This is a genomic window from Halopiger goleimassiliensis, from assembly GCF_000455345.1.
In the GTDB taxonomy this organism is placed as follows: domain Archaea; phylum Halobacteriota; class Halobacteria; order Halobacteriales; family Natrialbaceae; genus Halopiger_A; species Halopiger_A goleimassiliensis.
Genome location: NZ_HG315690.1, coordinates 338540 through 353143 on the forward strand (window position 1 = coordinate 338540; position 14604 = coordinate 353143).

Sequence of the window (14604 nt, forward strand, 5' to 3'; positions counted from 1 at the left end):
CAAGCGACGCGACCCGGAGCGCCACGCTCCGTGTCAACGCCGGCGAGGTCCGCGTCGAGGAACGCCGCGCGATCTCGTCGTGCTGCTCGAGGACAAAACCGCCGCGACGAGGGGAGGCTACCCGACTCACAGAAGTAACCGGTCCTCGTCGTATCCAACCAATTACGGTGTCCTCGAGCACGGAGTCGCCCCAGAACGGGACCACGGAACGTCAGTTCAGACTCCAGGTAAGCGTGGTAGCGAATGATGGCTGGTGATGCGCTCAGTCGCCGCCGACCTACCGCACGGCCGAAGTCATGTCGCCAGTGGCGAACCGCATGGACGTTGATGTCGAAGCACCAGAACTTCCACCGGACGGAACAACGTCGGGAAGCTGGAACGAGGTCACGGGTAGCCGCCTCGCCCTGCTTCAGGATTGGCAGGTGACGACGTACAGGCAGAACAGCTAATCGACCTCCTACACACGAGATTACAACATCATGGCAGAAATCACGAACGAACTCGAAGTTGAAGGTAGTACGGTCTCAGTGATCCACGTCGACGAAAGCGAGACCGAACCAGTTCGAACGATCCTCGCCCACTGCACGAAAGAGGATCTCTCGGTGACGATCGACGAGGACGACGAAGACTTCAACCCGGGAAGTTTCCGGCGAACAAAGCGTTACCGGACGAACAACACGATCGACATCGAGGTCACATCGGCGATTGCGCCGGACCTCGATGCCCTGGAGAAGATCGGAGCGGTCGATTCGGACGGAAAAGTCACGTTCTCGGGCGAGGATCGCAAGATCCAGGCGGCCGATGACGAGTTCATCGAGATCGCCTACTTCGACCACAAACCCGACTACACGTCGGTCGACGTCGAAGCCGACTCGGAACTACTGCACCGTGCGGAGGACTGCGAACTCACCAGCCCCGAGGTCGACCCGAGTCAGACGCCCCCGACGGCGTCATGGACGTGGTGGGTCGAGGGTGACTTCTACATCGACTACAGCTCCAGCGCCTAACTAACCCATGAGCATCGCAAACGCCGAAGCCGCGAACCAGTCTCTCGAGGCACAGCGCGAGCAAGTACGAGAGCGGAAAGCGCGCCACCGTGAAAACGCGAGCATCAAGCAGCAGCTCCAGCAGGACCGAGCGGAACACACGTTCACGGTCGAGTGGTACAACGGTCGTGAACTTCCGTTTACCCCGCTTCCGAGAGAGGCCAGCGATGCGCTCGACGGTAAGCGCGAGCGGATGGCCCACTGCGCTCAAAACGGCCAGTGGGAAGAACTCGCGGAGCAGGCGGATTATCTCGCACGAAAGTCTCCCGAGTGGCTCGCGGAGGCGTGGGACGGTGACGAACCGCTGTACGCCGACGACTGGGACGACATTTACGACGACGACGAGCTCCTCGAGCTACTCAACAAGGTCGACCAACGGGGCGAAGGTGCCGAACTCGAGGCTGTGAAGGAGTTTCTCGGGTAGCGACTTCGGAATCTGGTGGTTCGAGTTACTCGCACTGTTCGGGATGACACCCGGCGAATGGGGAGAGTTGCGGCAGGATAGAAGGATCTTCCTTGAGCACGCCTACCTGAACTATCGCGAAGAGTACGGGAGTGCGTTACAGAGTCGATTATGACGAGTCTTGTCGTTCGTCCCACCACACAGCCAGTCCGATAATCGGGCTACCGATAATACACAGCCCTCCGAGCCCCATCATGAGTAACCCAGCGGGCACGAAGATGATGGTGGTGATGACCCCGCCTACGAGCAACCCTCCCCCCATTAACGCGAAAATGAACGTAATCAACCCTGGACTCATATCTTCCTGATCAAAATCGTCTTGATTGTAATAATACATACTTCAGAGTTGATCCGTCCATATTATAATTCTATCGACCGTTCAACGCAGACCAACGACTGATGAGTGATTAACACATGGCTTTCGAGAGACTGAGAGCGGACCTAAAACTCGACACCAGTGGTTTCCGATCTGGAGTGAAGGACGTCCGACGCGATTGGGATAGTCTGCAAGATCGGGCAGAGTCCACTGGCCAGTCGATGCAAAAGGCCGGTGAGATCATGAGGGCCGGGATCACTGCCCCGATTGCGGCCATCGGATCTGGATCCATCGAAACGGCATCTAACGTCGAAGAGATGGAGGCCCGGTTCAACGAGGTGTTCGAATCTTCCGCTGATCGCGTTGAAGCGTGGGTACAGACCCATGCCGACGAGATCGGCCGGTCGGAAAACCAACTCAAGGAGTACGCAACCGATTTCGGTTCCCTTCTCAACGCGATGGGAACGACCGAAGAGCAGTCGGCCGGTATGAGCCAGCAACTCACGGAATTGACGGCCGACCTCGCTTCGTTCAACAACCAATCTGAGGAGCAAGTTCAGCAGAATCTCGAGAGCGCCTTAGTAGGCGAATCTCAAGCCGTCCAGGAGTACGGGATAGATCTCAGTGGCGCTCGAGTTGAGCAGCAGTTGATGAACGATGGACTCGCAGCGAGTAGAGAAGAGGCGACTGAAGCCGAACTTGCCCAGGCCCGACTCAACGCGATCATGGAGCAGACGGAAGACGCGCAGGGGCACGCAGCCCGTACTTCCGATTTGTTCGCCAACAGAATGCGAGATCTCAGGGGCGACACGGAAGAACTTAGAGCGGAAATCGGCGAGCACCTCTTACCGATCGCCACGGGGCTTGTGAACCTCCTCTCGTCGCTGATTGGATGGTTCAATGGGCTCTCGGACACACAACAGAAGGTAATCGTGATTACTGGCGGTCTAGTGGCCGCAATCGGGCCGCTATTGCTAGGGATCGGAAAAATCCTGGCCATGCTCCCAGCAGCGGCAACGGGATTCGGGATGGTCGCAGGAGCGATCACTAATACGGTTCTCCCGGCGTTGGGGTCGATGGTGACCACCCTCGCCCCGATCCTAGCCGTACTAGCAGCTCTCACGACAGCTGCCTACGTCCTGTATCGGGCGTGGCGTGGCAATTGGCTCGGTATCCGTGACATCCTCAATTGGGCGTTGGGCCCGATTACGGACGGCATCGACTGGATTATAGACAAACTGTTCGGGATTAGCGATGCCACTGAGAAGGTTGCGGGTTACTTCGGAGACTTCATCGACTGGTTGATAGGACTCGTCAACAAGATCCCTGGTATCAACATCGACTCCGATAGCGGTGAAGTTGAAATCGAAGCCGAGACTGATGAAGGGGAAGTTGATGAGACGATGGAACTCGAGGAACCAGCCGAAGTCGACGACTTCGGGGAAGACCTCGAAGAGGAGTTTGAGGGAATAGGCGAGCAGTCCGGCCAGTCCTTCAGTGACGGGTTCAGCAACGGCTTAGTCGAAAGCCTGGATACCGAGGAGATCCGCGAAGAGGGGATTAGCCAGATCGAGGAAGAAATCGAAGCCGTTCAAGAGGATGATAGCCTGTCGATCCACGAACGACGACAGACAGTAGATGAACTCGAGGACGAAATTAAAGAACTCGAGGAAGCGGAGGATATCACGGACTTCGACCGAGAGCTGGTTGTAGACGTTGCGGACCAGGAGCTCCAGGAAGAGCGTGAAGAGGCCGAAGCGCTGCAAGAGGTCTATGATGAACTCGAGGAACGCGACGTAGATGTAGAAGGGGAGCTGGATCCAACCCAGTACGATCAGATCGACGTCGGACATCAGGTTGACGACCTGATGGCGGCAGAGCAGGATCCAGAAACCGACCAGTCGGGCGACCTCTCCAGAGACGACCTCCAACAGGCGTTCCATGACGCCCTCGATCAGTTCTTCGAGGGTCGGCGCTTCACTATCGAACAAGAAATCGACCATCGCGAGATCCGCAGCTGGTTCAAGGAACAAATCGACGCAGTGCTCACGTGATCACCATGCGTTTGTACACACTCGACATCGACGACGGCGACGTGAGCCCCCCGACGCAATCCGGGGGCCTCGATATCGACAGCCAAACAATCCTGGGGGAGGTCGGAACTGCGAAGCCGATCGCCTCGTCAGCGCCAACGATCGATCCGACGATCACGTCTGACGTTGATCGTGTCGCACTCGCGTTGTTCGAACTCCTGAACGCACCCCAATTCGCCCCGGTACCGCTGTCCGACACGCCCAGTATCGGTCTAGATGGGTGGTACGGAGCATCGCGAGCCGATCGACAGCTCAAACTGTCCGATGACGAGGACGTGGTAGAGCAAGTCAAACCGTCTTTCGAGTGCGTCGGCACGCCGCAGTCGCATCTCCGCGAGATCGTCCACTCGAGCCGTCAGGTCGACCACGAGTTCGGCAACGACCTCGACTACCGTGTCCCGGCACCGACTGCAGCGGCCCCAGTCTGGTGGATCGACACCGAGGACAAACATCGCGAGCCGGCAGCCCCCGACGCGACCGTCGAGACGGCCTACGGGACGGTCGACCTGTTCGACCTCGAGGCCGGCGAGGACATCCTCGGCGTCGACCTCGAGAACGTCGGGATCGTCTATAAGGTGCCCCTCGAGGACGACGGCGTCGGCGACGTCCGGATGTGGGACTCCCTCGGACGGGATGATCCCGCGGACTGGCGGCAGCTCTTCTCGAAGAAGCTCCCCACCGAAGGAGATCGTGTCGTCGACAACGGCCGTATCCGGCTGATGCTGGACGATCGCGACGGGAGCGTCGACGCCCAGGAGTGGGACCCGGACACCGAAGAGTGGACTGACACCGGCCTCGCGGACGATCAGTCCGCCGACGTCGAGCTGCTCGACGTCGACGTACTCGAGATCGGGATGGTCCGGGTGCGCTGCCAGCTGACGTTCGACGTCGCTGGCGAGGAGACCATCCTGGACGCGATCGTCCACTCTGGGCGACCTCGGGTGCAGTTCACTCTCGCGCCGAGCGAAGACGAGGCGATCCCGGACTCGCTCGAAAACTGGCTCGACCCGATCGCGTCGACGTCGCTCGTGGATCCAGTTGCGGAGAAGACGCTCGTCAGCCGTTCGGAAGTACGGAAGTAACGGATAGCGGCTTTCCAGCACCAACAGACCATGACACTCCTACAGTACGACCTCGGAGACGCGGCGGATAGCCTCGGACAGAACCAACTCACGGCCTCGCTGTCGGGCACGTTCGTCCGCGACGATCCCGGCCTGGACCTCGTGGACGGCGACGTTACGTGTGAGGCCCACGGCGTGACGATCGACGGCACCGAGTTGGACGTCAACGCGCAGAGCGTGACCATCCCCGCTGCGGACCCGGACGACCCCCGCCGGGACGTCGTGTGGGTCGACGACACGGGTACGCTACAGATCCGCGAGGGGCTGGCGGCCGCGCCGGAGCCCAGTGACGAGACGCGCTTTCGCCTGTGGTCGCCCGCGCCGGACCCGATGCAGGACGTCCTGCTCGCTGATCGCAGCGGAGTCGTGCTGGGCGAGGTGTTCGTCCCGGTCGGCGCCGACACCACCGCGCTGGATCCGGAAACGGACCTGCGCGAGCGGGCCGTCGAGGGCGCTGATCCCGGTAACGTCGAGAACCTCACCACTGATGGCGCGGAAGGCACTGTCCCCACAGCGCAGCCGGACGGAACGCTGGAGATGTCCCCGGTCGTCAACGACGAGACCAGCGTCTTCGGCAGGGGGCTCGAGGGCGATCTCGTCTTCAGCGAGGACACCGCCGAGAGCGGGGTCGTCGAGGCAGAAACCATCACGGTCGAGTCCGGGACCACCGTGACGGTGGACGGCGGGCTGATCCTGATGGCCCAGGACTACATCGAGGTCGAGGGCACGATCGACGGCGACGGCGGCGCCAATAACGGAGGCTACGGGGGCAACGGATCGTTCTCTCCGTCGGCCGGCGGCGACGGCGGTCCAGGCGTGTTCAGTCCCGACGGTCCAGGCGGATCCGGCGGGTCCGGCGGCGTGTCAGACCCCATCGAGGCGCCCGACGGCGGGGCCGGGGGCGACGGCGACGACTCCGACCCCGCGCCGTTCAGCGACATGGTCCAGGAGTTCCTGCCCCACCGCTACCTCGAGACCTTCATCCACGAGAACTGTGGTGCCGGCGGAGGAGGCGGCGCGTCGGGTGTCGCGGACAGCGATGCCGACGGCGGCAACGTGAGCGGCGAGGATGGCTCTCCTCCCGGTGGTGGAGGCGGCGGCGGAGTCCGTGCATCCGACAAGGACGACCACGGGTACGGCGGCGAGGGCGGGGCGGGCGGCGCGTGGATACTGCTCGTCGCGCCGGAAATCCGCGGGTTGGGCACCATTACCGCCAGGGGCGAGGACGGTCTGGACGGGTCCGGTAGCCAGGCTGCCGGCGGCGGAGGAGGTGGCGGCTCCGGAGGCCTACTCATGTACTACGGAGATAAGGTCGGCTCCTTCACCGAAGACGTTAGCCGCGGCCTCGGAGGCTCCGGAGCCAGCGGCTTCGGAAACGCCGGAGGGGACGGCGCTGACGCCGAGGATGGCATGATTATCGAGTTCAGCACATGACCAGGCTCCGATATGACGAGGCACCGTACGATGCCACCTCGTACGGGCTGGGTCTGCCGAGGAGGGTCACCGGGCTCGAGGTCGAGGGGACCTCGGAGGGGTCGGTATCGCTCTCTTGGGACCCCGCGGGGTCCGCCGACGAGTACGCCGTCCTCCGGTCGCGTAGCCCCGACTCCGGCTACACAGAGGTCGCGGTCCTCGCCAACACCGCGTACACCGACGACGCGCTCGTCGCCGGCAGGACCTACCACTACAAGGTCCTGGGTCGGAACATCACGGGAGACGGGCCGCTGTCGGCCGAGGTCACCGCGACGACCGACCTCGCGCCGCCGCAACTGACGTTCGACACCTCCCAGAAGCGCGAGATCACGGTCACGGTCGACCTCGCCGACGACAACGACGAGGGCGAGGTCAGGTTGGAGCGCGACGGGTCGGAGATAGCGACGCTCACCGACCTGGACACCCTCGAGTACTCAGATGCAGACTCGATTCTCGACGGCGAGGCCTACGACTACGTTGCGATCCGGGACACGGGCGACGCCACCGCCCGGACCGACCCCGAGACCGCTATCGCGTACATTCCTCCGGTCGAAGACCTTGACCTCGACGGCACCGAGCCGCAGACGCTCGTGGCCCAGTGGACAGACATCCTCAACAACGGGCGCTACCGCGTCCAGATTCGCGACGACACCAAGGAGTGACTACTCATGACACCAGGCAAAGACACCAAATTCGGACGATACCGAGTACCGGACCCGCAAGGAGAGAGTGCCGACGATTGGCCAGAGCTGCTCGACTCGATCTGGCACCAGCAGGAGTTCGAGATTCAGGGAAGCGTCGCGACGCACGACGATCTCCCCGCGCCCGACCCCGACGCCGAGACTGATGACGGGCAGCGCCGGCGGGTCCTCGTCGTCGAGCAGGGGATCGTCTACCGCGACGACGGGTCCCAGTGGGAGCCGATCTACGGCGTCGGTCTGATCGAGGAGCACGCCGACGAGCCCGACGTCCACCACGACGAGGATCACGCTGACAGACACAGTGCGGATGGCCCTGACCCCATACACGCGGTTGACCTCGCGTCTGATCCCGATGAAGATGAGGGCCGAATCATCGAGGCTGACGGCGAGGGCGGCTGGCAGTATGGACAGATAGCAGAAGGCCTTCAGGAAGAAGAAGTACGCGAGATGGCACGAGAGGAGGACCTCGAGAACCACATCCGGTTCGGATACTAACCATGAAAACAGAGTACTACGGTCCGGTGTGGCTCGGCAACAATGAGAGGCTATCGATTGAGGACGGCGAAGTCCTGATGATCTCGTTCTTTTCCCAGCGTTACAGAGCAGATGTTATCAATCCCGAAACGGATCAACGGCACGGGTCCTTCTATACTACCGCAACCGGAGACTCATCGAACGAGTATAACTCTCTCAAGGACCTCGTCTTCGTCGGTCCCGCTGAACTGGAGGCGGATGACGAGTCATGTGTTGTCGGGCACGAGATCACCGATCTCGGGTCATACGATACCGTCTGCGAGTACCTCGATGGTAACGATGACGAGTCAGTCTTCGTGCCGGATGGAGAGGTCTGGCACGTTGCAGCATACTGCTGGGACTATCCGGACGCGCTCCGCATGTATAACCCGGACGGCGATCATCGAGTGGCCGTGACGGGGACTGCACAGACCGATGTCCCCGGGTACGATAACCACGGGCTGTACACGTTCGTTGGGCCGATGGAACTGGAAGCGTATCTCAGCGAAGTAGCTATCATGGGCTTCAAGGAAACGATCTGAAGTATGACCGACCACTACCCGGACTGGGGCGAGGAGGACTGGGGCGACTTCGACTGGCCTCCGTACTTCGTCGACGTTGCCACTATCCCGCACGATGCAGACCCCGAGCAGGTCATCGAGGACCTCCTTGACGGCGAGCAGTACTCGGTCCGGATGCGGACCGAGACGGACGATGCGACCAGCGAGTGGACGACCGCCCCCGAGATTACCAAGCTCATCCCCGCCGATGCCGTCGATATCGTAGAAACGACGGAGACTTCGGTTACAATCGAGTGGACGGACAACTCGGAGTTTCGCGGCAGCTACCAAATCTATCGACAGCGGGCAGACTGGGAGTACGACGAGGACGATCCGGGGCGGCTCGTGGGGACGGTCGCTTCCGACCAGACGTCGTTTACAGACGAGACCGCGTCTCCGAACGTGGAGTACGAGTACATGGTCCGGGCGCGCTCGCAGTGGGTCTACGCGGATAGCGACGCGACGACGACCGAAACTGAGAGCATCGGCCTCGAGACCACGGCCGTGTCAGCCTCGGCGCCCCATGTCGAGGTCGATCACGCTGACGGAGCTACCCTCGGGCCAACCCCGCACGACATATCCAAGACTCCCACGGTCAACGACCTGCCCACCGTCGAGGTCACCGTCGCCTACGACGAATCTTGGCACTCGGAGGAGTTTGACGACGCCGACCTCCGCGTCTGGGACGATGGTGAGCGCCAGCCGATCGAGCGACTCGTCAGCCGCTCGATCGAGGAAGGATCGAGCGGGAAGCGGACCGTCCTCAAGGGCAAAGGCGGCACGGAACTCGAGAGTCGCGTCGTCGCGAGGACCGACGGTGTCGAACCAGTCGGCGAGTTCGTTGAGCGGCTGATCGACAACGAAACGCCGTATGAGCCCGTCGTCGACGCTGTCGAGGAGGCGATCCGCGAGGGAGTCCTGCTCCAGGAGGCCGAGACACTGGCCGAGCTCCAGGCGGCGCTACTCCTCGAAACTCTCGACGAGGACGAGACGATTCCGCTCGAGTTGGACGACGAGGGCCGACTGTGGCCGCTCCAGACCTGCTGGATGCAGACGATGGACCACTTCGAGTTCGAGGCGTTCACATGGCAGTCGAGCGATTCTGAGGGCGGAGACGCTGTCAACATGGTCGGGAGCGGGCAGAACATCACTCTTGAATTCTCCCCTGATCACACGATCCCCGGGGACGAGTTCGAGATCGCTATCCGATACCGCACCGGCCCGGACATCGAGGACGTCGCCTCCGATCCCCCGTTCATCGACGTCCAGTTCGAGGGGAGTGAGTTCGACACGGAGAGCTTCGCTAACGATCAGGGATGGCAGTGGGTCCGTCTCGAGGGTGGGACCAACTGGAACAACCCAGACATCCAAGAGGGGGATAGGTACACGATCAATATCAGCCCGAACCGAAACCTGACCGAAAACGGGACTACCGACGTGGAAGGGCTGCTCGTCGACGCGGTCGGCCCGCTTGACAACCGGTACGAGTACGACTTCGACAACAGTCCGAGCGGATCGAACCTCACGCTCGACGGCCCACAGCACTACCCTGACGCCGTCCCGATCCGACTCGAGGCGATCAACACGCCGCTCGCGATCGACGCGCTGACGATCCAAGCGGAAAGCTCGAACGGCGAGCCGATCGCCGAGCTCGCACTCGGTACCGATGGGACCGAGGACTTCGAGAGCGAGCGTCACGTCTCATCCTTCACGATCGACTACAGCGAGCCCAGCACGACGGCGCTTGGCCGCGTCGGCGTCGGTCGGGATCCCGACGTCCAACGCGACGACGAGAGTCCGGCGATTGGCTACGAAGCCCGGCCGCTGGATCGGGTGTCGATGACCGCCGACCTCGACGAGACGCCCGTCCTCGTCAATCGGGCGTGGGACGACTCCGTCCTGGACATCTTGCGCGAGTGCGTCGACATCGGCGACATGGCCTTCGAGGTCCGCTACGGAGCCGACGACCTCGAGGTACATGTCTCGCGGATCGACGGTCGACCGAGTGATGTGGATCCCGACCTGATCGACGCCTCGGTCGAACGGCAAACCGAGGATACGTACGAGGGGGCAGTCGTCTACGCTGGCAAAGAGGCATTACGCAACCTCGTCTTCGAGGTCGACGACGTCGACGAGTGGCAGGACCTCCCCCTCGAGGAGGGTCGCATCGTCGAGGGCTCTACAACCTTCGAGACGGCGAACGGCGACTCTCTGACACGGGGGGAAGACTTCGAACTCCGCGAAATCGTTCTCGACGGCGTGCCCCAGTTCCGTGCCCTCGAGGGCGGTCCGCTCGCCGGCGGCGACGAGGTCCGCTTCGACTGCGACTTCCAGCCACGGGGAGAGCACACCCGGGTGGACGCCGACAACGAGGACCCGCGGACGATCGTCGACAATATGCCTGAGTTAGCCAGCAAGCAGATGGCCGATATCGCGGCCTTCCAGGCCGTCGAAGGGAGCTATTCGGACGCGATCATCGACGCCTCGATCACCGTCCAGACGGACCAGGTGGGCTGGCGGCTGCTGGACGCGCTCAACGTGGCCGATCTGGTCGGAGACCGCCCCTTCCAGGTCCAGAACGAGGACTCGGACGCCTCGCAGGCGGAGTTCCGACTGGGGGTAGGCCAGAGCGGAGAAGAGGCGCTCGAGCAACTGCGAGATCGAATCTCTCGTACTGAGGAGAAGCTCTAACGTTCTGGTTCTCGTTTCTGTAGCCGTTGGAGAACCATGCTCAGTACTCGTGGAGAGGCGTCACTGTCGGTCGCAGGGGTCCGATCGCGAACTCGTCGACGGCTTCCGCGGCTCGAGGTTGTGCTCGTCGAGACGATCGCTGGCCATACGGCTGGCGCGGCGAACGAGTTGCGGGTCGGCATCGCGGAAGTCGATGTCGAAACGGTACAGTGCGACTGCGATCAGTAGATCGTCTCGACGTATATCTGAGGCGTTGGCCAACGGTAGCCACGGCCTCTGGTATAACGCCCTGCGACGGAGTTCAACTGGCTATCCGTCACGAACTTCTACAACTCTGACGACCACGCCACACACCAGTACTACGACACCGATGCTCGCCGCGATCCATCCAACGACCGCATAGCCGGCTGTCTCGAGGGCGTCAATACCGACCAGTACGACTACTGCTGTCGCGAGCGTGATCCAGACCAGGTACTCACTGACGAACTAGCCGATCGTTCCGCCAACCGTGTTATTCGTGGACATGGCGATCATGCGGCTGTTGGAGTCGCCGCTGACTCTCCCGATAACCTCCGTATCAGGGGAGGTCCAGGCCTGTAAAACAGGCCGAACATCCTGAGCAGAAAGCTCGAGATCGTTGCGACCGCTGCACCGACTTCGAGCCACCATTCCGGTTCCATTTATCGGAAATGATGTTTTGGAGGTTATCTTGCCTTCACTTACTCCTATACGCTCTATCTCCGTAAATATATGGATTTGATGACAGGTATGGCAGCGTCAGGTAAACGAATATGGTTCGGGTAAATAACTTCAATTGGGTCATCGGAACCATCAACCGCTGTTACTCGGGAGATGCCCTTTCCGACAGTATCGTCGATAGGGCAGGTCCGCACAAGTATCCGACTGGTCTCTTTCCGAAACCATGCTGGCTTCTCTCGCAGTTCTCACGTCGAATAGGAATGGATGGACTGGACCGGAAGAGTCGGATTCAACTCTCGAAGCATTACGCAGTTGGGAAACCCCTTTCGAGTATACGGGAGGACGAACAGGAGCGCCGGGTGATCTGGTACGAACCCTCGAAGCGCCTGCTCGATTTGTTCGACGGCTAGCCTATGGTCGAAGTGTTGGCGACGAGTGATGGATCAACCTCGCGAAAGTCCACCTCGAAGCGGTCCAGCGCGATAGCGATCAGGACGTCCTCTGTGCGTTGGTCGTGGGACATCGCGACGGTCTGGCCGCAACCTCCGGTATAAAGTCTCGTGTTGTCCTCACTCGGCAACCCGTCACGCTGTACTCTTACTCTTCAATGTCGAGCAGTTTCTGCAACGTCACCCCGTTCAGTTCGTACAGCTTCGTCGCGATCTCGGAATCCGCGGTAGTGTACCTGCTACCCTGACCCGCTTCGATCGACTCTACGATCCCAAGGCTCTCGAACTCATCTAGGTACTCATACACGGTTTTCCGGGTGATACCAGCCTGCCGTGCCAGTTCGCTTACGGTGAACTCACGGTTGCGCTTCGTTGCGAAGACCGAAAGCAACCGCGCTCGAGCACCGTCCCCGAACAATTCCACCAGTGGCGTGTCATCTGCGTACGCTTCTTCTCCCTCGTTGACGGTCTGGCTCATATGGTAACCAGGTGTGGGCAACACCTTAAGAGTTACCTTTGTTATACACCTGTGTTTACCACAGAACACACAACTTATAGTAGTATGTACTGTAGTAAACGGAATCAATGGACGACCAAGAAATCAAAAACGAAATCGTGAACACGATGCTACACAAGCGCATTGTGGGCGCGAAGAAGGCACAGGTCACGACCGTTGTCGGTCGGTACGCCGCTATTCCGTCTCACGCAGAAGGGCGTGCGAAGGAACTCGTTGAGGAACTCGTTCAAGAGGGCGTAGTTGAGCAGTACGGTGGCGGTCATCGTTCGAATATCCACTTATCGGATGTAGACCGGTCGGTTGAGTACTTGAAAGAGAACGACGGCGATATCCCGTTCGGATTCGATTGACTGAACGACTACTCGCTGTCTGGATCCTCGTTGGCCTCCCTCACTCGCCGTCCTAGCGATTCCTCAAAGTCAATTTCGAGTCGGGATAATGCGATTGCCGTGAGCGGTTGACGGTTCGTTTAGTCATGAGACATCGCCTATATTGTGTGCGGCTTCCGGTACCCAGTCGCCGAAGCTCCACCACCGGGGTGGTTAACCTCCCTGTAGAGGCAACGACAGTGATCCGGGGTTAGAGCCGCCCGAGTGGGCGGATCTCGCCAAGTAACTGGAGTCTGTCCTACTCAATCCACTGCTCATATGTGTTGGCACTTCAGATCCAGCCTGTCGACGTGCGGCCGAACGGTTCCTTTTTCGTGTTGGCAGTCTGGGAAGACGGTTCCACAGCGAATTTCAATATGCTCTGGTATCATCATCACTCAAATTCTTAATAGATGATACTTACATGAAGTGGTAGGGACCATTTGGTTCGGTCTCCGACAATTCGATCCCGGAGGAACGGCAATGTAGTCCACAGGGAAACTACGTGACCAAAGCGAGAATCGAGAAAGTAGAAGATATACTCGACGAAGACGGGCCAATCCACTATCTGACTCGAGGAGGGACTATCGACGTAGAAGGATCCTCAGCCGGCCTCTGTTTTCGGCAATGATCGATCTCGGAAAGGTGGAACGAAAGGGTATGTTCGTGCTGTAATCACAGATAGACGAATCGCTGTCAAGATTCCCCAATGGCTCGGGAACGACAAACGATCGGTCCCATTTCGGAACATCATCAGTGTTGGTCTCGATACAGGACTGATGAATAAGCGACTGTCTCTCCAAACACCTGGACAGACCTATCATATCCAGATAACGGAGCCTGGAAAGGGAGAAACCCGCGAGATTGTCAGTTTTATCCGAGAGAAAATGGAGGAAGAGAGTCAACCGGATACGGTCGTTGCCGAGTCAGAACCAGACCCCGGTTGTGCAACTCGAGAAGTTGGAAGGACTTCATGAAAGGGGGCCATCACTGACGAGGAGTTCGAGGAGAAAAAGCAATCGCTGTTGGAGAAGATTTGAATAGTTTCGTTTACTCGCTCGATTTTCTCTCCACAGAGCGGGCAGCACTGTTTCGTACTGTCGTCTTCGGCCCGTTCGATGAACCCCGGGGCCAGAATTAATACCGGTAACGCGAACAAGGCGATTCCGAGTATCGCGACGATTGGGCCAACCAATGAACTGTCCGGTTGGCGTGATCGGGTGGACATCGCCGAAACCGACCGTGGTCAACGTTGCGACGCCCCACCGCCATCCAGTGATCGACCCCTCGCAAGCCGGGTTATCGACAGTCGTCCATACGCGACCGAGATACTTGACCGTGGAGACGACTACAGAGACCTATTCGAAGTAGTAGAAGGACGTACTATAAGAGGCGGCAAGTGCGTCAACAGTTTCGAGAAGAACCGTCACGACGTTTGCAGCGATCAGTGTTATAACGAACCAGTCCGTATAGTAGCTGATTTCACCACCGGTATCCGTATCGAAAAATTCTCAGATCCAACGCGGATTTGTTGCACAGATTCTCATACCAGCAAAGAACGATCAGGGGGCGTTCGAGATAGCAGTTAGTCAGT

At 59.9% G+C, this 14604-nt stretch carries 11 protein-coding genes and 2 pseudogenes; 11 read left to right on the top strand and 2 right to left on the bottom strand.

The genetic code is table 11. The features are described from left to right. Window positions 1-479 precede the first annotated feature (479 nt). The 6 genes from TX79_RS01755 to TX79_RS01785 all read left to right on the top strand — a co-directional run bounded on the left by TX79_RS01755 (window position 480) and on the right by TX79_RS01785 (window position 7174). Window positions 480-1007 carry a hypothetical protein gene (locus tag TX79_RS01755; protein WP_049925367.1) on the top strand — a complete coding sequence of 176 codons (528 nt, stop codon included), beginning with the start codon at window positions 480-482 and terminating at the stop codon, window positions 1005-1007. A 7-nt stretch (window positions 1008-1014) separates the two neighbouring features. Then, window positions 1015-1470: a hypothetical protein gene (locus TX79_RS01760; RefSeq protein WP_049925368.1), complete on the top strand. Its 456-nt coding sequence runs from the start codon at window positions 1015-1017 to the stop codon at window positions 1468-1470. Window positions 1471-1923: 453 nt separating this feature from the next. Beyond that, window positions 1924-3879, top strand: coding sequence for a phage tail tape measure protein (locus TX79_RS01770; protein ID WP_049925371.1), 1956 nt, complete (start codon window positions 1924-1926; stop codon window positions 3877-3879). 314 nt (window positions 3880-4193) lie between these two features. Further along, a complete protein-coding gene (locus tag TX79_RS01775; protein WP_154660442.1) occupies window positions 4194-5000 on the top strand; it encodes a hypothetical protein in 807 nt (268 codons plus the stop codon). A gap of 30 nt (window positions 5001-5030) precedes the next feature. Further along, complete coding sequence (locus TX79_RS01780) at window positions 5031-6473, top strand: hypothetical protein (RefSeq protein WP_049925374.1); 1443 nt, start codon at window positions 5031-5033, stop codon at window positions 6471-6473. Beyond that, window positions 6470-7174 (top strand): fibronectin type III domain-containing protein, encoded by a 705-nt coding sequence (locus tag TX79_RS01785; protein ID WP_049925375.1) that lies wholly within the window; start codon window positions 6470-6472, stop codon window positions 7172-7174. The genes TX79_RS01780 and TX79_RS01785 overlap by 4 nt, the downstream gene beginning before the upstream one ends. Here TX79_RS01785 and TX79_RS19165 read toward each other — a convergent pair whose 3' ends face one another. Then, window positions 7175-7690 (bottom strand): hypothetical protein, encoded by a 516-nt coding sequence (locus tag TX79_RS19165; RefSeq protein WP_154660443.1) that lies wholly within the window; start codon window positions 7688-7690, stop codon window positions 7175-7177. A gap of 20 nt (window positions 7691-7710) precedes the next feature. On the opposite strand from TX79_RS19165, the gene TX79_RS01795 reads away from it, so the two are divergent. Continuing rightward, window positions 7711-8268 (top strand): hypothetical protein, encoded by a 558-nt coding sequence (locus tag TX79_RS01795; protein ID WP_049925378.1) that lies wholly within the window; start codon window positions 7711-7713, stop codon window positions 8266-8268. A 3-nt stretch (window positions 8269-8271) separates the two neighbouring features. Continuing rightward, window positions 8272-10977 carry a fibronectin type III domain-containing protein gene (locus TX79_RS01800; RefSeq protein WP_049925379.1) on the top strand — a complete coding sequence of 902 codons (2706 nt, stop codon included), beginning with the start codon at window positions 8272-8274 and terminating at the stop codon, window positions 10975-10977. Window positions 10978-12273: 1296 nt separating this feature from the next. Here TX79_RS01800 and TX79_RS01805 read toward each other — a convergent pair. After that, window positions 12274-12603 (bottom strand): helix-turn-helix domain-containing protein, encoded by a 330-nt coding sequence (locus tag TX79_RS01805; protein WP_081655458.1) that lies wholly within the window; start codon window positions 12601-12603, stop codon window positions 12274-12276. Window positions 12604-12710: 107 nt separating this feature from the next. Between TX79_RS01805 and TX79_RS01810 the strand changes: the two genes are divergently transcribed. The 3 genes and pseudogenes from TX79_RS01810 to TX79_RS20070 all read left to right on the top strand — a co-directional run. Beyond that, complete coding sequence (locus TX79_RS01810; protein WP_049925380.1) at window positions 12711-12992, top strand: hypothetical protein; 282 nt, start codon at window positions 12711-12713, stop codon at window positions 12990-12992. 680 nt (window positions 12993-13672) lie between these two features. Then, window positions 13673-13987, top strand: a pseudogene (locus TX79_RS20065) (PH domain-containing protein); the annotation flags it as partial. Then, a pseudogene (locus TX79_RS20070) lies at window positions 13988-14050 on the top strand (SHOCT domain-containing protein); the annotation flags it as partial. Between the last annotated feature and the right edge of the window lie 554 nt (window positions 14051-14604).

Coding starts and splice junctions, on each gene's coding strand:
- TX79_RS01755 (WP_049925367.1), top strand. CDS start 480: ATGGCAGAAATCACGAACGAACTCGAAGTTGAAGGTAGTACGGTCTCA.
- TX79_RS01800 (WP_049925379.1), top strand. CDS start 8,272: ATGACCGACCACTACCCGGACTGGGGCGAGGAGGACTGGGGCGACTTC.
- TX79_RS01760 (WP_049925368.1), top strand. CDS start 1,015: ATGAGCATCGCAAACGCCGAAGCCGCGAACCAGTCTCTCGAGGCACAG.
- TX79_RS01770 (WP_049925371.1), top strand. CDS start 1,924: ATGGCTTTCGAGAGACTGAGAGCGGACCTAAAACTCGACACCAGTGGT.
- TX79_RS01780 (WP_049925374.1), top strand. CDS start 5,031: ATGACACTCCTACAGTACGACCTCGGAGACGCGGCGGATAGCCTCGGA.
- TX79_RS01785 (WP_049925375.1), top strand. CDS start 6,470: ATGACCAGGCTCCGATATGACGAGGCACCGTACGATGCCACCTCGTAC.
- TX79_RS01805 (WP_081655458.1), bottom strand. CDS start 12,603: ATGAGCCAGACCGTCAACGAGGGAGAAGAAGCGTACGCAGATGACACG.
- TX79_RS01795 (WP_049925378.1), top strand. CDS start 7,711: ATGAAAACAGAGTACTACGGTCCGGTGTGGCTCGGCAACAATGAGAGG.
- TX79_RS01810 (WP_049925380.1), top strand. CDS start 12,711: ATGGACGACCAAGAAATCAAAAACGAAATCGTGAACACGATGCTACAC.